Genomic DNA, 19,879 nt, shown 5'->3' on the forward strand with positions numbered 1-19,879 from the left:
GTCAAGACTTTGAACTGGTACGCACTCGCCACCTATGACAAGGGCCAAGGCCCGCGCGCCGCCCTGGTGCTGCAGGATCGCCTGTTTGACGCCGCCGAGGCCGCGGCTGCGGCCGGCCTGGACTCGCATGTGCTGCTGCAAGGCGTGCAAGCCGGCATCGAGCAATGGACGCAGTCCGCTCCCGCCATTGCCGCGCTGGCTGCCCACGTGCAAGACTTGGCGGCGCAAGGCGCGCTCCAGCCCCTGGCCGCCCACAGCTACCGGCTGTGCGCGCCCTACCGGCCGGGCCGCATCTTCGGCGCGGCCTCCAACTACTACGAGCATGCCAAGGAAATGGGCACCCAGCTGGCCCCACGCAGCGAGAGCGCGCCCTATGTCTTCATGAAGGCCGACAGCAGCGTGATCGCCACCGAGGTCGATGTCATCAAGCCCGCCAACACCCAGAAGCTGGATTGGGAGGTGGAGTTGGGCGTCATCATCGGCCGCGAGTGCCGCCATATCGGCGTGGACGAGGCATTCGAGGTGATCGCCGGCTACACCGTCTTCAACGATATCAGCGCCCGCGACCTGAACCGCCGCAGCGACTACCCCTTCACCCATGACTGGTTCCGCGGCAAGAGCTTTGACACCTTCGGCCCCATGGGCCCCTGGTTTGTGCCGCGCGACTGCATCGCCGACCCGCAGAAGCTGCGCATGCGACTCTCGGTCAACGAGGAAATGATGCAGGACGATACGACCGAGGGCATGGTCTTCAATATCGCCGAGCAGATCGCCTACCTTTCCTCCATGCTGACCCTGAGGCCCGGTGACCTGCTGGCAACCGGCACCCCGACCGGCGTGGGCATGGGCAGCGGCCGCTTTCTGAAGCCGGGCGATGTGATGGTGGCCAGCATCGAAGGCATTGGCAGCTTGCGCAATCGCGTGGTCGCGGCAGCGGCCTGAGCAGCTTGGCAGAGCATCCCAACAACAAAGCCTTGAGGGACGGGACATGAAGACATCGATGAACAGCCTGTGGAACAAGACCTGCTGCGGCCTGAGCCGGCTGCTGCTTGCTGCCCTCGCCAGCCTGGGCCTGCAAGCGAGCGCCGCGCAAGCGCAAGACAGGCCACTGGAGAAAGTGAAGTTCAATCTGGCCTGGTTGCCCCAGGGCAGCACCGGCGGCGTGCTGGTGGCCGCGGCCAAAGGCTTTTATGCCGAGGCCGGCCTGGAGGTGCAGACCCAGCGCGGCTATGGCGGCCAGCGCACCGTCAACGAAATCGACCAGGGCTTGTTCGAGTTTGGCTATGGCGACCCGATCAGCGTCATGCTCAACCGCGCCAATGGCGGCAAGACGGTGATGGTGGGCGCCATCAACACGGTGTGGCCCGCCGCGCTGTGCTATCTCAACAATCCCAAGCGCAAGATCAGCGGCCTGGCCTCGATCAAGGGCATGAGCTTGGGCGGCGGCGCCGCCTCGCCCTTGCAGAACATCGTGCCCGCCTGGCTGCAGGCCAATGGCCTGCCCGCCAACCATGTGAAGCTCTTGCGCCTGGACCCCTCGGTCATCAACCCCAGCTTTCTGGAAGGCAAGATCGACCTGGCCGAATGCTGGGAAGGCGCCAACAAGCCGCTGCTGGACGCCCTGGCCGCCCGCGAGGGCAAGACCGTGGGCATGCTGCGTTACCGTGACTTCAATCTGAACATCTATGGCAACGGCATCGTCACCAGCGAGAAGCTGATCGCCAACAAGCCCGAGCTGGTCAAGCGCTTCGTAGCCGCCACCTACCACGGCTATGAGTACATGCGCCAGCACCCCGAGGAAGCGGCGGAGCTGATCGCCGCCAGCAACAAGCTGACCGCCAAGGCCATTCTGCTGCAGCAGATCAAGGAAACCAACGACATCATCAGCGACGCCGGGGCCGACAACAAAAAGCTGGGCTTCATCCGCGCCGACCGCATGCACGGCACCATCGAATTCGCCAAGAAGGCCTTCCACGTCACCGCCGCCGTGCGCGGTGGCGAGGTCTACACCAACCGTTTCATCAGCGACTGAGGCAGGGATCAAGCAAGCCATGGACATCCAGCCCAACAAGCCACAAGCCATCCGCCCCCGCAAGCTCGGCCATCTGGTGCTGATGGTGCGAGACATCCACAAATCGGTGCAGTTCTACACCGAGATCCTGGGCCTGCAGGTCTCGGACTGGATCAGCGACCAGATGGTGTTTCTGCGCGCCGGCGCAGACCATCACGATCTGGCCCTGTCCCAGCTGCCGCCGGGCGCCGACTTCGCCGATCTGCCGCGCTACAACCGCCCCGGCCTGGAGCATTTCTCCTATCTGGTCGACGATATGGCCGAGATGGAGCGGGCCGTGCAGCTGCTGCAAGCCCATCAGATCGAGATCGTGCGCGGCATCGGCAAGCACGGGCCGGGCGAGAACCTCTTCCTGGTCTTCAAAGACCCGGACGGCAACAACGTCGAGCTCTATTGCGAGATGACCCAGATCGCGCCCGATCAGCCCCACGAGGCCAGGGTCTGGGAACGCAATATCGAGTCCTTCGACCAATACCGCTTTGCCCGCTTCGTCGTGCCGCCACCCCAAGCGGTGGTGGACGCCAAGTCCGGCAAGACCGCCACCCCGCCCGACAACAAGCGCTGAAGACTGAGCGCCGGAGAACAAGCGTGATGAAACGTGTGTTGGAAACCGTGATTTTCTGGGGCCTGCTGGCCGCGCTGTGGGAGTTTGGCGTGGGCTGGCTGGGCATCAGGCGCTATCTGCTGCCGCCGCTATCGGCCGTGCTCGGCGCCGGCTGGGAGGCCCGTGAGACCTTGCTGGCCGAAACCTGGGTGACCCTGCTGGAGGTGCTGGCCGGCTTTGGCCTGGCGGTGGTGGGCGGCGTGCTGCTGGGGGTGTTGATTCATCTCAGCCCCCTGGCCCGGCGCACCCTCTACCCCCTGATCACCGCCTTGCAAAGCATGCCCAAGATCGCGCTGGCGCCGCTGATGATTGTCTGGTTCGGCTACGGCTTTGCCTCCAAGCTGGCCTCGACCTTTTTGTTCGCCTTCTTCCCCGTGGTGGTGGCGACGCTGGGCGGCATGGCCAATGTGCCCATCCATCTGGACGAGCATTTCAAGGCCCTGGGCGCTCGCCCCTGGGACCGCTTCTGGCGCCTGCAGGTGCCGGCCGCCCTACCCGCCTTTGTGGACGGCATCAAGATCGCCATGCCCCTGGCCGTCATCGGCGCCATCGTGGGCGAGTTCATAGGCGCCGAAGAGGGTCTGGGCCATTTGATGACCCTGGCCACGGCGAACGCCCAGACCGATTTGATGTTCGCCGCCATCCTGGTGATCACCGCCCTGGCCGTCTTCCTCTACTGGCTGGTGGAGCGCTTGGCCAAGGCCGTCTGGTGGCGCGGCATTTCCTTCTAGTCGAGTGAGCCCCTTCCCATGAACGCCCCCACCCAAGAAGAATCCGCCCAGAGCATGCCCGCCATCGCGGTGCGCCAGGTGCTCAAGACCTTTGTCGGCAAGCATGAAGTCAAGGCCCTGGAGGCCGTGGACCTGAGCGTGGCGCCGCGCGAGTTCGTCTCCATCCTCGGCCCCAGCGGCTGCGGCAAAAGCACCTTGCTGCGCATCGTCGCCGGCCTCACCCCTTACGAGGGTGGCGAGGTGCGGGTGCAAGAGCGCCTGGTCAAAGGCCCAGGCCCCGAGATCGGCGTCGTCTTCCAGAGCAGCAATATGCTGCCTTGGCTGACGGTGGCTCAGAATATGAGCCTGGGTGCCCAGCTGCGCGGCCTGCCCAGCGAAGCCATGCGGCACAAGCTGGCCGCGCTAACCGAGACCCTGGGCCTCAAAGGTTTTGAGAACCATCACCCACACCAGCTCTCGGGCGGCATGCGGCAGCGCGCGGCCATCGGCCAGATCCTGGCGCTAGACCCGCAAATCCTTTTGATGGACGAGCCCTTCGGCGCCCTCGACGCCCTGACCCGCGACCGCCTCAATGTGGAGCTGCTGCGCATCTGGCAGGAGCTGCGCCAGACCGTGCTGCTGGTGACGCACAGCATTGCCGAGGCGGTGTTCTTGTCGGACCGAGTGGTGGTGATGTCGGGCCGGCCCGGCCGCGTCGTCAAAGAGATCAGCATCGATCTGCCGCGCCCGCGCCGGCCCGAGGAGATCAAGTCGCACCCGCGCTACGGCGAGTACATCGCCGAGCTGTCCCGCCTGATGGGGGTGTTCAATGATGAGCACTGAGGCCGCGGCCGTGCAGGCCTTGCTGCGCCGCATCGGCCCGGTCTGGGCCAGCGATATCAACAGCCATCGCGAGCAGGTCGTGCAGGCCTACACCCCGCTGCTGGAGGCCCACCCGCTGCCAGGCATGCTGCTGAGCGCCGAGCTGAGTTACGGCCCACATGCGCGGCAATGCCTGCAGGTCTACCAGGGCACTAAGGGCTTGCAGGCGCAGCGCAGTGAAGCCTTGCAGCCGATTGCGATGTTTGTGCACGGCGGCGCTTTCTTGCGCGGGCAGATGAATAGCAATGCCCAGGTCTACGGCAATGTGCCACGCTACTTCGCCCGCCACGGCTTTGTGGGCGTCAATATGGAATACCGCTTGGCACCCGAGGCGCCCTTCCCGGCCGGTGCGCAAGACGTGGGCCTGGCGGTGGACTGGCTGCATCAGCATGCATCCAAGTTTGGCGGCGACGCGCGGCGCATTCTCTTGATCGGCCATTCGGCCGGTGGCGCCCATGTGGCCAGTTACGCCTGCGACCCCCGTGTGCGCCCGGCCCGGCCCCGGGTGGCGGGCGTGGCCCTGATCAGCGCCCGGCTGCGCGCCGATGTGCGGGCCGACAACCCCAATGCCGCCGGCGTGCGCGCCTATTTTGGCGAGGAGGCTTGGCGTTACGAGGCCGACTCGCCGGTCAGCCACGCGGCCCAGCTGAATCTGCCCGCCCTGCTGGCCGTGGCCGAGTACGAGAACCCCTGGCTGGATGTCTACGCCGCCGAGTTCTGCCACCGCGTGGGCCTGGCCCAGGGCCGCATCCCGCGCCTGCTCTGCCTGCCGCGGCACAACCACACCTCCATCGTCGCCCATCTCGACAGCGGCGAAACCTCGCCCCTGGGCGAGGCCTTGCTGGACTTCGCCGCCAGCCTGCCGCCCTGCCCGGGCTAGCGAACGGCGCCAAGAAGCAAGCGCCCACCCGACTGTTTCAATTCAAGGAAAGAAAAGCCATGAGCTCTGCGCAAGCACTGAGCGGCGCATTCGCGCCCGTCATCACCCCCTTCCACGCCGACGGCAGCATCGATGTGCCGCGCTTTCTGGCCCATTGCCAATGGCTGATCCAGCAGGGCGCGGGCCTGGCGCCTTTCGGCACCAATAGCGAGGCGAATTCCCTGTCCTTTGCCGAGCGCAGCGCCTTGCTGGGCCAGATGGTGGAAGCCGGCCTGCCGCCCAGCCGCATGCTGCCCGGCACCGGCGCCTGCTCGGCCCCAGAGGCCGCGGCCCTGAGCCGCCAGGCGATTGAGCTGGGCTGCGCGGGGGTCTTGATGCTGCCGCCCTTTTTCTACAAAGGCATCAGCGACGAGGGGCTCTACGCCTTTTACGCCGATGTGATCGCGCGCATTGGCGATGCCCGCCTGCGCCTCTACCTGTATCACATCCCGGCCCTGTCGGGCGTGCCCATCACCCACGCGGTGATCGAGCGACTGCTGCGCGACTTCCCCGGCATCGTCGTGGGCATCAAGGACAGCTCGGGCGATTGGAACAATATCGAGACGATGTTGCAGCGCTTCCCGACGCTGGCGGTGTTCCCGGCCTCGGAGAGCTTTTTGTCCCGCTCGCGGCCCCTGGGTGGGCGCGGCTGCATCTCGGCCACCGTCAATATCAACCCCGGGCCCATCAGCCGTTTGGTGGAGAGCTGGCACACAGACGAGGGTCAGGTCTTGCAAGCCCAGGTGGATGCGGTGCGCAAGATCGCCCAGGCCTATCCCATGATTGCCGCGCTCAAAGAAGTCATGGCCCAGGGCTTGCAAGACCCCGACTGGCGCCGCCTGCGCGCGCCTTTAGACCTTTTGCCCGCCGACAAGGCCGCCAGCCTTTTGAAGGATCTGCAAGCCGCCGGCTTCCAGCTGCGATGAGCGCCGCCCTCATCAAGCCCCTGGGCGCCTACCCGGCGCTGAAGCGGCGGGGCGATTGGCTTTTTGTCTCCGGCATGAGCGCGCGCCAGGCCGATGGCGGCTGCGCCGGGGTCAGCGAGTCCGGGGGCCAGCTTCAGATCGACGTTGCCCTGCAGACCCGGGTGGTGATCGAGAAGATACGCGCCGCCCTGCAGACCGAGGGCGCGGCCCTGAGCGACTGCGTGAGCCTCGTGTGCTACCTGACCGATATGCGCGACTTCGCCGCCTATAACGCAGCCTATGCCGAGTACTTCGACCTCAGCGGCCCGGCCCGCACGACGGTGGCCGTGCACCAGCTGCCCCACCCGCATATGCGCATCGAGATCACTGCCACCGCCTGCCTGGGCCCTAGGCCGTGAGCCCGCACACAATCTGGGCTATGGTGAGCTTGAGCTCATTTGTTGTTGCCGCGAACAAGGTGATCTGATGTTGGAAATTGCGATGTATCTGGCCCTGGGCGCTTTTGCCGGGGTGCTGGCCGGCCTGCTGGGCGTGGGGGGCGGCATCGTCATCGTGCCGCTTTTGCTGCTGATCTTCGGCGGCCTGCCCTGGGGTGAGGCGCAGGCCGCCAGCCTGGCCCACCTGGCCCTGGGCACCTCGCTGGCCAGCATCGTCTTCACCTCGGTCTCCAGCGTGCGCGCCCATCACCGCCGCGGCGCGGTGGACTGGGCCCTGGTCAGGCGCATGAGCCCGGGTTTGATTGTGGGGACCTTGGCCGGCAGCTGGCTGGCCGGCCAGATGTCCACGCCCTTGCTGAAGAGCGTGTTCGTGGCCTTCGCCTTTTACGTCGGCATCCAGATGCTGATGAACTACCGCCCGGCCCCGGGCCGCGAGCTGCCCGGCGCCTTGGGCCTGCATGCCGCAGGCGGCGGCATTGGGGTGTTTTCCAGCCTGGTGGGCATAGGCGGCGGCTCGGTCTCCGTGCCCTTTATGAGCTGGTGCAATGTGCCCTTGCACCGCGCCATCGCCAGCTCGGCCGCCCTGGGCTTCCCCATCGCCGTGGCCGGCGCCCTAGGTTTTATCGTCAACGGCTTGCTGGCCCAAGCCAAGGGTCAGGTCTTGCCCCCGCACAGCCTGGGCTATGTCTATCTGCCCGCCCTGGCCGCCATCGCCCTGGCCTCGGTGCTCACCGCCCCGCTGGGTGCCCGCCTGGCCCACGCCTTGCCGGTGGCGCAGCTCAAACGCATGTTCGCCGTGCTGCTTTTGCTGCTGGGTGCGCGCATGTTGTGGAGTCTGTTGCGCTGAGCGCCCAGCCTCCAGATGAGGGCTTGATGAAAGCCCTGACTTGATGCCTTGGGCCTATTGCAAAAACAACTGTACAAACATACAGTTGCCTCGGCAGTACCCACCCCATCCATCGAGGAGCGAAGCGACATGCTTGACCACATGACTTTCCGCGTGAGCGATATTGCCCGCGCCAAAGCGTTTTACACCCCCACTCTGGCGCCGCTGGGCTACACCCTGATATTCGAAGGCAACTATGGCTCGAATATGCTGGGCTATGCCTACCCAGACGCCGCCGAGCCCGAGGGCAAGAAGGCCGACGTCTGGTTCATCGACGGCCCCTCACCCTATGGCGGGCCGCCGGCCACCACCGGCTGCCATCTGGCCTGGCGAGCCGAGAACCGGGCCCAGGTGGATGCTTTCTACCGCGCCGCCATCGCCGCCGGTGGCAAAGACAACGGCGCCCCCGGCCTACGCCCAGACTATCACCCCAATTACTACGGCGCCTTCGTGATCGACCCCGAGGGCAACAATATCGAGGCGGTCTGTCACCGGCCTGAGTAGCCGCCCCCAAGGGCTTAAAGCTGGGCGACAAAAAGCTTCTTGATCACCCAGTCTTTGAGCCCCAGCTTGCCGTCCAGACCCAGACGCTGCAGATAGGCGGCCGGCGCTTGGCGCTGGCTCAGCAGGCTGCGCAGGAGGGTTCCACGCGAGGCCCAGGGCTTGTCGGCAATGGCCTTGAGCTGCTTGAGGGCGCGGGCCATCTTCAGCTCGTCGGCATCGAGGTCGGTGCCAAAAGGGTAGTCGGGCAGCTGGCCAGAGCGGCGCCAAGGGCTCAGCACCTCGCTCAGATGCTGGGGCAGATTGCGGCGGCAGTGCGCGGGCAGCTGGTAGCCCGGCTCCAGCTTGCCATGGGCCTGGGCGGCGCGGATCAGCTCGGCCTGGAAGCGGCTGTCGGCAATCGCCAGCAGGCGTTTGATGACCTCGCTATCGGATTGGCCGCGCAGATCGGCCACACCGTACTCGGTGATGACGATGTCGCGCAGATGGCGCGGGATGGTCACATGGCCGTAGTTCCAAACGATATTGCTGCGCAGATGGCCGTGGTTGGTATAGCAAGAGCGCAGCAGCAGGATGGAACGCGCATCCGGCAAGGCATGGGCTTGCGCCACAAAGTTGTACTGCCCGCCCACGCCTGAGACCAGCTGCTGAGACTCCAGTGCGTCCGAGGCGGCCGCGCCCAGCAACGTCATCTTCATGGTGGTGTTGATGAAGCGGGCCTTGACGCGCTGGGCGCGCTTGAGCGCCTCGCTCCCCAAGCCATCGTCGAAGATCTCGTTGACGTGGGAGATGCGCGTCATGGCGATGCGCTCACGCAAGGCCTCGGGCATCTCGCGCAGGCGTTGGTAAAAATCGCGCGGCCCGAGGAAGAAGCCGCCGTGCAACACAGCCGCGCGCCGCCAGCGCTCGCCCAGCAGATGCTGGGCGATGCAGGCCTGGCTGGTGGGCGCAAGCAAATCATTGGCGCAGCGGATCTCGCCGCGGCAAAGCTCGCCGCCCTGCAAGCTCACATCGCTGCGGAGCAGGCCATGGTCTTGCAAATAGACCAGGTCGTGCGCCGACAGTGCGGCGCCCACACGGCCGCGCTGCAGCAGGCCCAGCAAGGCGTTCAAGTCCGGCGCATCGCCCAACAAGCCGATGCCGGCCAGCGCTTGCAAGTCGAGGTCTTCGAAGACCAGACGGCGCACGATGCCCGCATCGATCAGGCGCAGAAAGCCGTTGACGAACATCTCGGAGCAGCCATACAGGCCTTGCTTGAAGGGCCCCAACTCGCGCCCCTGCAAGCCGGCCGGGCACAGGCCGCGTAGGATCTCGCCATAGGCCTCGGGCTGACGGTCGCGCAAGATCAAGGCCTGGGCGATGGCGTCGCCCAGGGAGCCGATGCCGATCTGCAAAGTGCCGCCATCGGGCACCAGGCTGGAGGCATGCAGGCCGATGGCGTAGTCCGCGCTGCCCACGGCTGAATTGGGCGGCGCGAATACCGCATGGCTGCAGCCCGGCGCGTCCAGTACCAGGTCGAAGAAGCCATCGCTGGCTTCGGCCGCGCCGCCCATAAAGGGCAGCTGCTCATTGACCATGGCCACGGCAAGCAGGGGCCGGCCCTGCGCCCGCAGGCCTTCGACCAGATCAAAGCTCAGCTCCGGGTTGCAGGACAGGGACAGACGCTTAGGCGCGCCCGCCTGCAGCGGCGCGGCCGGCGCCACCGCCTGCATGATCAGGTTGACGCCCTGGATCATCATGTCGCGCACGACAAAGCTGTAATTGGTGCAGACGTAATGCTGCTGAGCCTGTGCATTACCCAGGTAGTCGCCGGTCTTGAAAAAAAACTCGTGCACGGCGACGTTGGCAGGCAAGAGACCGGCGCGCGCGTCCTTGACGTAGTCCAGATCGGGATAGTCCTCGAACACCCGGTCCAGCAAAGGCTTGAGGAAGTTGCGCTCCAGCGCTGACTTGCCCACCGGTCGCTCCAGCGACAAGGCCGTCATCAGGCGCAGGCGGCGCTCCGGCATGGCCTTGATTCGCCGGTAGAGCGCATTCACCAGCGGATTGGGCTTGCCAATGCCCAGTGGAATGGCCAGCACGATCTCGCCCTGGACCCGGGCCAGAACCTCGTCCACGACGCGGTCCATCTGGCCCAGCCAGACACTGCTCTTGCTTTGCGGCATCGCGCTTGTCCCCTTCAACTTCTTTTTTCTTGTGGGGCGCGCATGCCTCGCCCCTGCCAACACTGCCTATTCAAGCCGCCATTGCATCACCAAACGCGTGTCTGGCAAACGAGTCGGCAAACCTTGACAAAGCAGAGTTGGGCTGTCAAGCAGGGGCGCTCGACGCGGGCAAACCTTGTTTCACTCCGGCTTGGCGGGTGCGGCAAACCAAGCACTCTTGGGCACAAACTTAGGCTCGGCCGGATCGCCCAGATAGTGCGGCGACATGATCTGGACACCGTACTCGTTGAACACATCCTGGATATTGGCGTGCAGATTGCTCAAGACCACGGCGCGTGAACGCGGCTCGCTAGGAATGGCCTGACAAACCAAGCGGTACTCAGGGTAGAAATCTGACAAGGCGGTCTGAAACACCTGCGGCTTAGGGCTGGCCAACACCCCTTGGGTTCGGCGCGCGCCCTCCTCCAGCATGGCCTCCACCTGACGCCAAGGCGTGTCGTAGCCGATGGTGACCGTGGTGTCCACAATAAAGCCGGGGCCGCGCACGGTGCGCGAGTAATTCTTGGTCACCGTGCTGAGCACCAGCGAGTTCGGCAGGGTGAGCTCCTCACCCAAACCGGTGCGGATGCGGGTGGTGAACATGCCCAGCTCGGTCACCGTGCCCTCGTGATCGGCGATGCGCACGAACTCACCTACGCGTATGGTGCGAGAGAACATCAGAATCATGCCGCTGGCACCTTGACCCACGATGCTGGAGGCCCCCAGCGAGATCATCAAGCCCAGCAGCACCGACAAGCCTTTGAAGGCCTCGCTGCCCGAACCGGGCAGATAGGGGTAGGCCATCACCAGGGCGAACAGCCAGATGCCGATGCTGACGATGCGCCGCGTGGCGCGCACCGTGTCTTGATCCAGCCAACCAAGCACGGCCTCGCCACGTTCGACGCGGTCAAACACCGGGCTCAGGATGTTGATGACCGCCCGGGCAAGCGCGAAGATCACCAGGGCAACGAAGAGATCGGGAATGGCCCGCAGCACGCCGCCGCCTATGCGCCAAACCACTTGAATCAGGTAAGCGCTGAGTTGCTCACCCCAGGGCCGGGTGTAGGGAAACTGGCTCAAACAGAAGCTGAGCCATTGATAGCTCAGCAAAGCCAGAATCGTCCAGCTGCTCAGGCGTACCAGCACATGAGTGAGGGTCAGCAGCTTGTCTCGCTGCAGGAGTTGAATACCGGCCAGCACCAGACCCGCCGTCGTTTTGCTGATGAGGGCGGCCAGACGCGCACTCACCACGTCGCGACCACGCAGCAGCAAAGCAATGGCGACGCCAAACACCAGCGTGGCAAGCACAACGGCAACAGCCGCATGCCAAAGTCTTGCGCCGTCCCGGCTCTCACGCGTCTCGGCGACCAAGCGTTCAATCTGTTGCTTGGCGGCGGCGGCGGCCTGATCCAGGGTCTGCCTTTGATCCAGGTCCACATCGTCCGGGGTCAGGATGAACGCCATCTGCCCGTCCACCATCAAGACCCGATTGGGGGCCTCGACTCTCACCGTCACCACACCACGTTCCACCCGGGCCAGAATCTCATTCATCACCAGCTGGGCCCGGCGCGCGCGGTCGCTGGGCACCGAACCCATATGAGCGCCTCGGAAGGTCGCCAGCTGACGATTGAGCACCATGACCGATACACCCGGGACATCTGCCGTCGGCGACGCCACAAGATTGGCTCGCGAGGCTTCAACAGCAGGGCCTGATGCGTCGGCGGCGCTGGCCGCTTGAACCGCCTCAGCCGCGCGGCCTTGTGCCAAGGCTTGGGGCGCCCATCCCGGCAGGCCACTCAAACAAAGCAGGACAAGCAGGGCCAAACAGCGGCCAAGCAGCCTTTGTTGAAGTTCTTTGCTTGCCTGTGTGATGGGGCTGCTGTGCATGCTGAAGTTGTGCTGAAAGTAGGAACAAATGGTGGGCAAGAAGATGCCAGGCATATGCCGCCGGGCACGTGCCGCCAGACCGAGGGCTGACCGGCCCGCATTTCAGAAAATGCGCGGCGCATCATCGCAGGGATGTCAGCGCTTACGCAGCAGCAGAGCGGTCAAATAATCCCCAAACATCGAACCCATCAAAGTTATTTGATCAATATCAAGCCGACCCAGTTTGATCATCTTGCTGTAGTGATAGACCCCTAGAATTTCACAGCCACGCAGCCTCCACCTCCCCTGCGCCAGCCAAGTTCTGATGAAAAACCTTGCAATTGTCCAGTTGCAATCTTGGAAAGAGATCTATGAAAGTCGCATTCAGTTCGATGACTATCGCCACGAGTTTGCTTTGCGCGGGTGCCGCTGCTGCGGCCACACCAGCGGCTGACACGATCTATCTGGGTGGAGACATCGTCACCATCAACGAGTTGCAACCTGCGGCGCAGGCCGTGGCCGTGAGCAAGGGCCGCATCCTCAAGGTCGGTGACAAGGACGAGATCCTCAAGCTCAAGGGCAGCAAAACGCGCGTGGTGGATCTGAAGGGGCAAACCATGCTGCCCGGCTTCATCGATGGTCACGGCCATATCTTCAATGTCGGCTTTCAAGCGGCATCGGCGAATGTCTTGCCCGCACCCGATGGCGTGGTCAACGACATTCCGACGCTGGTGAAGACGCTACGCGAGACCCAAAGCAACCCCGTCACCCAAAAGCTGGGCTTCATCATCGGCTTTGGCTATGACGACTCACAACTGGCCGAGCAGCGCCATCCGACCCGCGACGAGCTGGACCAAGTCTCCAAAGATGTGCCGGTGCTGATCATTCATCAGAGCGGACACCTGGGCGCAGTCAATAGCAAGGCCTTGGCTCTGTTCAAGCTCGACAAGGACAGCAAGAACCCGGCCGGTGGCACCATCCGCCGCCGTGAAGGCTCGCAAGAGCCCAATGGCGTGCTGGAAGAAAACGCCTTGTTTGGCCTGCTCTTCCCCTTGATGGGCAAGCTGGGGGATGCCGAGAACCAAGCCATGGTCAAGGCCGGCCAGGAGCTGTACCTGAAGTTCGGCTACACCACCGCACAAGAAGGGCGGGCCACCGGTGCTGCCATCAAGACCTTCGGTCAATCTGCCCAGAAGGGCGATCTGAAGATCGATGTGGTCGCTTATGCGGACATGGCTTCGTCCGAGGCCTCGATGAACAGCCCCTGGGCCTCGCGCAGCTACAAAAACCACTTCCGCATCGGCGGCGTCAAGCTCAATCTGGACGGCTCCCCTCAAGGCAAGACCGCCTGGCTGACCAAGCCCTACTTCAAGGTGCCCGAGGGCCAGCCCGCCGATTACGCGGGTTACCCGACCTTCAAGCAAGACGCTCAACTGGACGGCATGGTGGAGCGCGCCTTCAGCAAGGGCTGGCAGGTGCTGGCCCATGTCAACGGTGACGCCGCCATCGACCAATACATCGGCGCCGTGCGCAAGGCCGAGGAAAAGCTAGGCCGCGCCGATCGGCGCGCCGTGGCCATCCACGCCCAGACCGCGCGACTGGATCAGGTGCAGGCCTTCCACGACCTCGGCATCATGCCCTCCTTCTTCCCCATGCACACCTTCTACTGGGGCGACTGGCACCGTGACTCGGTGCTCGGCAACGAGCGCGCGCAAAACATCTCGCCCACCGGTTGGGCGATGGAGCGCGGCATGATTTTCAGCTCCCACCATGACGCCCCGGTGGCCCTGCCCAGCTCGATCCGCGTGCTCTCGGCCACCGTCAACCGCAGCACCCGCACGGGCAAGGTCTTGGGCCCCGAGCACCGCGTGACGCCGCTGGTCGGCCTCAAGGCCTTGACCCTGTGGGCCGCCTACCAGTACTTCGAGGAAAAGGACAAGGGCTCGATCGAGGTCGGCAAGCTGGCAGACTTCACCTTGCTGGACAAAAACCCGCTGAAGATTCCGCGTGAGCAACTGGCCGATCTGGTCGTGACCGGCGCCATCAAGCAGGACAAGCAGGTCTACGAGCTGAAGGCCCAGACGCAGGCGCAAGGCCAAGACAAACTGAGTTGCGCAAACTCTGACCGCTGCCTGGCCTCTGCCGCCCGCAGCCTGAGCTTGGCGGGCCTGATCCATGCGCACGACCACGATGAGGCAGGCGGCGACGAGCACTCGCACGCCCACTAATCTTCATCTTCATCATCGACGACGCCGAATCTTCGGCGTCGTTTTTTTTAACGCTGCCCCGATCCATGACTTCATTCAAACTCAAGCGCGCCGCCATGTTCGTCGCCGCCCTGCCCACACTTCTGAGCCATGCGGCCCAAGCCCAAAGTGCGGACGATCTGGCCAAGGCCACCGCCAATCCGGTCGCCGACCTGATCTCCCTGCCCTTTCAAAGCAACTGGGATCGCAAGGTCGGCGTTGAGGGCAACACGCAGTACACCCTCAATGTGCAGCCCGTGATTCCGGTGAAGGTGAACGCCGACTGGAACCTGATCACCCGCACCATCGTGCCCCTGGTGAACCAGCCTGCTCTGGCAGTCGGCCAAGACAGCACCTGGGGCCTGGGCGATGTCGTCGCCTCGCAGTTTTTCTCGCCCGCGAAAACCGGCGCCTTCATTTGGGGCGCGGGGACGGTCTTCATGCTGCCGACGGCCAGCAAGGACAGGCTGGGCACGGGCAAATGGTCGGCCGGCCCCACCGGCGTCGTGCTGGTGCAAACCGGGCCCTGGACCTATGGTGGCTTGGCCAATCACCTGCGCTCCTTCGCCGGTGACAAATCCCGCGGCACCGTGCAGGCCACATTCCTGAACCCCTTCGTCAGCTACAGCCTGGGTCAAGGTTGGACGACCACCCTGTCGCCCGAATACACCTACAACTGGGAAGCCCCCTCGGGCCAGCGAGAAACCTTTCCGGTAGCGGCCATGATTTCCAAAGTCACCGTCGTGGGCAAACAGCCCATCAGCGTGGCCCTGGGTTACAAGCATTTTGTCAAAGCGCCCAACGATCAACTCGACAGCGGCTTCCGTTTCGCCGTGAGTTTTCTGTTCCCCAAGTAAGGACCTCGGCCAGGTCCGGCGCTGAACCCAGTTGATGGCAGCGCTGGATGCCAAGTCGCTTGGGTCTGGCACTCGCTGGCTTTGAACGACCGGCTTTGATTGCGTCGCAGCGCCAAAACAAGCTCAATCAAGGGAGATTGAATCATGAGCATTCTTGGACAATTGAAGCGCGGTTTGCAAGGCCTCGGCCTGGCCACCGCCGCATTGCTAACTCTGCATTCGTATGCAGCCCCGGCCACAAAGCCCGCGGCCGACTGGCGCGAGATGAACGCCTACACCCTGGGCGTGCAAGCCTATATCTATGCCTTCCCCTGGTCCTACTTTCCCGAGGAGCGCTGGAAGCGCAGCGCCGATGTAGACCGCCAAGCCAATGTGCTGCGTCACTTCCGTGAGCTCAAAGATGCCAGCCATCTGGACGGCGGCTCGCCGAACAACGACACGCTGTATTCACGCGCCTGGATCTATACCAATGAGGAGCCGGTGATCCTGTCGGTGCCCGCCATTCCTGACCGTTATCACTCGGTTGAGTTGGTGGATTTCCGCGGCGATAACTTCGCCTACGTCGGCAGGCGCAGCACCGGCGACGAGGCTGGCCATTTCGCCATCGTCGGCCCGGGCTGGAAAGGGACTTTGCCCGCCGGCGTGACCCTCTTGCCCGCATCGAGCACGAGCTGGTCCTTCGCCCAAGTCCGTACCTACGTCAAGGACGCCACCGACCTGCCGGCCGCGCGGGCCATCCAGGACGGCTACAAGCTGACCCCGCTCTCGCAATGGCTGAACGCCAGCGCCAAGCCGGCCAAGGCCCCCGAGATTTGGCACCCCTTGGATCGCAAGGCCGATCCCTTGAACGAATGGCGGACCATCAATCGCGCCTTGCTTGAGTTCCCCACCGATGCGATTGACGCGGACCTGCTGCGCTCCTTCGCAAGCATTGGCGTCGGCCCTGGCCTGGATATCGATGGCCTGGATGCCAGCACCCGGCGCGGCCTGGCAAGGGCGGCCGTCGATGGCCGAAAAATCATCTTCGGCGGCTTCGCCGGTGGCTATGGCCAGACCCAGATCAATGGCTGGAACTATCCGCCCAAGCAAACCGGCCGGATGACCCAGTCGCGCGACTGGCTGTTGCGCGCGATTCAACCGGCGGTCGGATTCATTGCCAACGATCCCGTCGAAGCGACCTATCTGAATGTCTCGGTGGACGGCGAGGGCAAGCCTCTCTCGGGAAAGAATCGCTACGTGATCCACTTCGCGCCCGGCGCCCAGCCCAAGGTCAAGGCCTTCTGGTCCATCACGATGTACAACGACAAGACCAATCTGGTGGCCAACTCGATCAATCGTTACTCGATTGGCGACCGCAGCGGCATGAAGCCCAATGCAGACGGCAGCCTGACGGTGTATTTGCAAAAGGATTCGCCCGAGGCCAGCAAGCGCAGCAACTGGCTGCCCACACCGGACGGCGCCTTCTTCCTGTTCTTGCGCGCCTATCTGCCCGAGGCCGATATCGTCAACCAGACTTGGCAGCCGCCCAAGGTCACCAAGGTTGAGGCCGCAGCCAACAAGCCTTAAGGCCTCTCAATTTCAGCGCTTCGCTCAGCAATGCCCCTGACCCAGCCGGTCAGGGGCATTTTTTTTGAGGCCGGCGACGGCGCGCGCCTCAGGCGGCCCGTCCGTCCGGAATCGGCATCCCCTCCAGCCCCTTGACCTCTTGCATGGAGAAACTGGTGCGCAGGCTTTTGACGCCGGGCAGGCGGCGCAGCTTGTGCTGCATCAGGGCGGAGTAGGCATCCAGGTCCTGGGCCACCACGATGAGCACAAAGTCCTCGGGGCCGGACACGCCGTGGCAGAGCACCACCTCGGGGATGTCGCGCACCGCGCGCTCGAAATCCAGAGAATGGTCTTCATCCTGGCTGTCGATGCTGATGGTCACAAACGCCATCACGCCATAGCCCAGGGCGCGGCGATCCAGGCGGGCGGTGTAACCCGCAATCAAACCGGCATCTTCCAGACGCTTGATGCGCCGCCAGCAAGGCGATTGAGACATGCCCGTCATCTGCGCCAGCTCCGAGGTGGTGAGCCGGGCGTTGTTTTGTAGCGCTTTCAACAAGGCACGGTCGGTCGCATCGATCTCAACTTGCATAAGAAATTCTCCAAAACCACTGTTTCAGGATCAATTTACCCCAAACAAAGGCTTGTAGGGTTAGCTCGGTGAAGATAAACGAAGTCAAAAACATAGACTGGCCTCGTTGTATACATAAACGCCTGTTTCCGTACAGAGCAAAGCCGCCATGAACTCTGCCTCGATTGCTTCGACTGTTTCCCCTGCCACCCTGGACCGCGCCCACTGCCTGAGTCTGGACGCCCAAGACCCCCTGGCCGCCCGCCGTGAGCTGTTCGCGTTGCCGGCCGGCGTGATCTATCTGGACGGCAACTCCCTGGGCGCCATGCCGCGCGCCGTGCCGGGCCGCATGCAAAAAGCGATCGAGCAGGAATGGGCCGTGGGCTTGATCCGCAGCTGGAACGATGCCGACTGGTACCCCGCGCCGCAGCGCGTTGGCGCACGCATCTCCCAGCTGATAGGCGCGCAGGGCCATGAGGTGATCGTGGCCGACTCGACCTCGGTCAATCTCTTCAAGCTGCTGGTGGCGGCCCTGCGCCTGCGCCCCGGCCGCAAAACCATTCTGGGTGAGAACGGCAACTTCCCCACCGATGCCTATATCGCCTCCGGCGTGGCCGAGCTGAGCGGTGTGCAGCACCGCGCCGTCTCTCCCGATGAGGTGATGGCCGCCCTGAACGAAGACGTGGCCGTGCTGACCCTGACCCATGTGAACTACAAGAGCGGCCAGGTCTATGACATGGCCGCCATCACCCGCCGCGCCCATGAGGTGGGGGCCCTGGTGATCTGGGACCTGGCCCACACGGCCGGCGCCATGCCCTGCGATCTGAACGCCTGCGAGGCCGACTTCGCCGTCGGCTGCGGCTACAAATATCTGAACGGCGGCCCCGGCGCGCCCTCTTTCGCCTTCGTGGCCCAACGCCATCACGACAGCCTGCGTCAGCCCATCACCGGCTGGCACGGCCATGCCAAGCCTTTTGCCTTTGGTCAAAGCTATGAGCCGGCACCCGGCATCGATCGCATGCTGGTGGGAACGGCGCCGCAGATGGGCTTGTTCGCCCTCGAAGCCGCGCTGACCGTGTTTGACGGTCTGGACTTGCAGCAGCTGCGCGCCAAGAGCTTGTCGCTGACCGGCCTCTTCATCCGCCTGATCGACCAGGAACTCGCCGGCTTTGGCTTCGGCCTCGCCACCCCGCGCGAAGACGCGCTGCGCGGCAGCCAAGTCTCGCTCACCCACGAGCAAGGCTATGCCATCGTGCAGGCCCTGATCGCCCGCGGCGTGATTGGTGACTTCCGCGCCCCCGACATCCTGCGCTTCGGCTTTGCCGCCCTCTACCTCAGCCATGCCGATGTCTGGGACGCGGTGGCCACGCTGAAAGACGTGATGCAAAACAAGGCCTGGCAAGCCCCCGAGTTCATGGCCAAGAAGGCCGTGACCTGAGGCCCTGCCCCTAGGCCAGGACGGGCCGGTGGCCCGTCGCCATATCCCCGTCCGCCCCGACCTTGTCCGCTCCCCCGGCAGTTCGACCTTGTATTGAAGCGATTTTTCATTCAGGAGATCCCCCCGTGAGAGACCAAACTTCCCTTCGCACGCCGCTGGCCCTGGCGGCCGCCGCGCTCTTGAGCAGCACGCCGGTGCTGGCCCAAGTCACCATCTCTGGCTATGTCGATGCGGCGCTTGAGCACATCAGCTCCGGCGGCAAGACCTTGAACCGCGTCAGCTCCGGCGGCCTCACCACTTCGCGTCTGGAGTTCACGGCCAAGGAAGACCTCGGCAATGGCTTGTCCGCCAAGATCCGCCACGAAATGATCATCAAGCCCGATGCCGGGACCATGGATGCCAACTCGCGCGAGACCTATGTCCAGTTGGCCCACAAAGACTGGGGCGACATCAATCTGGGCCGCCTGAATCTGTCCTCGTACAACCTGTATGGCTATGCCGACCCGAGCTATGGCTCGGCCTACAGCCCGGTCAATAACGTGATGGTGTTCTACGCGCCCTGGCGCGAGTCCAATGCCATCTCCTTCAATTCAGCCAAGTTCGGCGGTGGCTTCCAAGTTCGCGCCACCATCACTGCAGGCAAGGAAGAAAGCGACAACAGCAAGAATGGCCGCGTCATCAGCCTGGGCGCCTCTTACTGGAACGGCCCGCTGTTCCTCAGCATCGCCAACGACATTCAGAACAAGACCAATATCTGGGACAAGGCCAAGACCAAGAACGAGACCTCGCGCGACACCTATATCTCCGGCGTCTACCGCATCGGTCAGTTCGACCTCACGGCCATCCTGCACGACTACAACGGCTATTACGCCTACCCGCCCTACGTCGGCTTCAGCACCCACGGCAATAGCCTGCAACTGGGCACGCGGATTTCCATCAACGACCAGATCCGTCTGTTCGCCAGCGTGGTGCGACGCAATGACGCCACCGGTGCCTTGGCCGACGCCACAGGCGCAACGCTGGGTGCCACTTACCACTTCTCCAAGCGCACCACGGCCTACGCCACCTACGGCACCGTGCGCAACGGCAGCCCCGGCAGCGCAGGCGCTGAGTACCCCATCGACTGGGGTCTGACACCCAAGTCCGGAGAGAACCCCGAGGGCTATATGTTCGGCCTGCGCCACGCCTTCTGACGGTTCTGCCCCGCCCACCCAAG

At 64.0% G+C, this 19,879-nt stretch carries 18 protein-coding genes; 15 read left to right on the plus strand and 3 right to left on the minus strand.

The annotated features are described in order from the left end of the window. Window positions 1–9: 9 nt before the first annotated feature. The 10 genes from DBR47_RS04880 to DBR47_RS04925 all read left to right on the plus strand — a co-directional run bounded on the left by DBR47_RS04880 (window position 10) and on the right by DBR47_RS04925 (window position 7,939). Complete coding sequence (locus tag DBR47_RS04880) at window positions 10–942, plus strand: fumarylacetoacetate hydrolase family protein (RefSeq protein WP_124447499.1); 933 nt, start codon at window positions 10–12, stop codon at window positions 940–942. Window positions 943–988: 46 nt separating this feature from the next. Then, window positions 989–2,032: an ABC transporter substrate-binding protein gene (locus tag DBR47_RS04885; RefSeq protein ID WP_231512125.1), complete on the plus strand. Its 1,044-nt coding sequence runs from the start codon at window positions 989–991 to the stop codon at window positions 2,030–2,032. Window positions 2,033–2,051: 19 nt separating this feature from the next. Further along, the gene (locus DBR47_RS04890) at window positions 2,052–2,636 is read left to right on the plus strand and encodes a VOC family protein (RefSeq protein WP_124447501.1); all 585 of its coding nucleotides are present in this window, start codon (window positions 2,052–2,054) and stop codon (window positions 2,634–2,636) included. A gap of 26 nt (window positions 2,637–2,662) precedes the next feature. Next, complete coding sequence (locus tag DBR47_RS04895) at window positions 2,663–3,406, plus strand: ABC transporter permease (protein ID WP_124447503.1); 744 nt, start codon at window positions 2,663–2,665, stop codon at window positions 3,404–3,406. 18 nt (window positions 3,407–3,424) lie between these two features. After that, window positions 3,425–4,228, plus strand: a complete 804-nt coding sequence (locus DBR47_RS04900; RefSeq protein ID WP_124447504.1) for an ABC transporter ATP-binding protein — start codon at window positions 3,425–3,427, stop codon at window positions 4,226–4,228. After that, window positions 4,218–5,147 carry an alpha/beta hydrolase gene (locus DBR47_RS04905; protein WP_231512126.1) on the plus strand — a complete coding sequence of 310 codons (930 nt, stop codon included), beginning with the start codon at window positions 4,218–4,220 and terminating at the stop codon, window positions 5,145–5,147. The genes DBR47_RS04900 and DBR47_RS04905 overlap by 11 nt, the downstream gene beginning before the upstream one ends. 59 nt (window positions 5,148–5,206) lie before the next feature. After that, complete coding sequence (locus DBR47_RS04910; protein WP_124447508.1) at window positions 5,207–6,112, plus strand: dihydrodipicolinate synthase family protein; 906 nt, start codon at window positions 5,207–5,209, stop codon at window positions 6,110–6,112. Next, a complete protein-coding gene (locus tag DBR47_RS04915; protein WP_124447510.1) occupies window positions 6,109–6,510 on the plus strand; it encodes a RidA family protein in 402 nt (133 codons plus the stop codon). Before DBR47_RS04910 ends, DBR47_RS04915 begins: the two co-directional genes overlap by 4 nt. A gap of 67 nt (window positions 6,511–6,577) precedes the next feature. Continuing rightward, a complete protein-coding gene (locus tag DBR47_RS04920; protein WP_197046870.1) occupies window positions 6,578–7,396 on the plus strand; it encodes a sulfite exporter TauE/SafE family protein in 819 nt (272 codons plus the stop codon). A 129-nt stretch (window positions 7,397–7,525) separates the two neighbouring features. Beyond that, a complete protein-coding gene (locus DBR47_RS04925; protein ID WP_124447512.1) occupies window positions 7,526–7,939 on the plus strand; it encodes a VOC family protein in 414 nt (137 codons plus the stop codon). A gap of 14 nt (window positions 7,940–7,953) precedes the next feature. On the opposite strand, the gene DBR47_RS04930 is transcribed toward DBR47_RS04925, so the two are convergent. Both DBR47_RS04930 and DBR47_RS04935 read right to left on the minus strand, forming a co-directional pair. Then, window positions 7,954–10,101 carry an acetyl-CoA hydrolase/transferase C-terminal domain-containing protein gene (locus DBR47_RS04930; protein ID WP_124447514.1) on the minus strand — a complete coding sequence of 716 codons (2,148 nt, stop codon included), beginning with the start codon at window positions 10,099–10,101 and terminating at the stop codon, window positions 7,954–7,956. Between the two features lie 180 nt (window positions 10,102–10,281). Continuing rightward, window positions 10,282–11,778, minus strand: coding sequence for a mechanosensitive ion channel family protein (locus DBR47_RS04935; protein WP_231512127.1), 1,497 nt, complete (start codon window positions 11,776–11,778; stop codon window positions 10,282–10,284). Between the two features lie 599 nt (window positions 11,779–12,377). On the opposite strand from DBR47_RS04935, the gene DBR47_RS04940 reads away from it, so the two are divergent. The 3 genes from DBR47_RS04940 (at window position 12,378) to DBR47_RS04950 (ending at window position 16,675) form a co-directional block, all read left to right on the plus strand. Next, the gene (locus tag DBR47_RS04940; RefSeq protein ID WP_124447518.1) at window positions 12,378–14,234 is read left to right on the plus strand and encodes an amidohydrolase; all 1,857 of its coding nucleotides are present in this window, start codon (window positions 12,378–12,380) and stop codon (window positions 14,232–14,234) included. Between the two features lie 65 nt (window positions 14,235–14,299). Further along, window positions 14,300–15,109, plus strand: a complete 810-nt coding sequence (locus DBR47_RS04945) for a transporter (protein WP_231512128.1) — start codon at window positions 14,300–14,302, stop codon at window positions 15,107–15,109. A 144-nt stretch (window positions 15,110–15,253) separates the two neighbouring features. After that, window positions 15,254–16,675 carry a DUF1254 domain-containing protein gene (locus DBR47_RS04950; RefSeq protein WP_124447520.1) on the plus strand — a complete coding sequence of 474 codons (1,422 nt, stop codon included), beginning with the start codon at window positions 15,254–15,256 and terminating at the stop codon, window positions 16,673–16,675. Between the two features lie 88 nt (window positions 16,676–16,763). Here the strand turns inward: DBR47_RS04950 and DBR47_RS04955 are convergent, their stop codons facing one another. Continuing rightward, window positions 16,764–17,246 (minus strand): Lrp/AsnC family transcriptional regulator, encoded by a 483-nt coding sequence (locus tag DBR47_RS04955; RefSeq protein WP_124447522.1) that lies wholly within the window; start codon window positions 17,244–17,246, stop codon window positions 16,764–16,766. A gap of 148 nt (window positions 17,247–17,394) precedes the next feature. Here DBR47_RS04955 and kynU point away from each other — a divergent pair, with 148 nt between their 5' ends. Together kynU and DBR47_RS04965 are read left to right on the plus strand one after the other, a co-directional pair. Beyond that, the gene (gene kynU, locus DBR47_RS04960) at window positions 17,395–18,663 is read left to right on the plus strand and encodes a kynureninase (RefSeq protein WP_124447524.1); all 1,269 of its coding nucleotides are present in this window, start codon (window positions 17,395–17,397) and stop codon (window positions 18,661–18,663) included. A 125-nt stretch (window positions 18,664–18,788) separates the two neighbouring features. Next, window positions 18,789–19,856, plus strand: a complete 1,068-nt coding sequence (locus DBR47_RS04965; RefSeq protein ID WP_197046871.1) for a porin — start codon at window positions 18,789–18,791, stop codon at window positions 19,854–19,856. Window positions 19,857–19,879: the final 23 nt, after the last annotated feature.

The organism is Paucibacter sp. KBW04, from assembly GCF_003852425.1.
Lineage (GTDB): Bacteria > Pseudomonadota > Gammaproteobacteria > Burkholderiales > Burkholderiaceae_C > Paucibacter_A.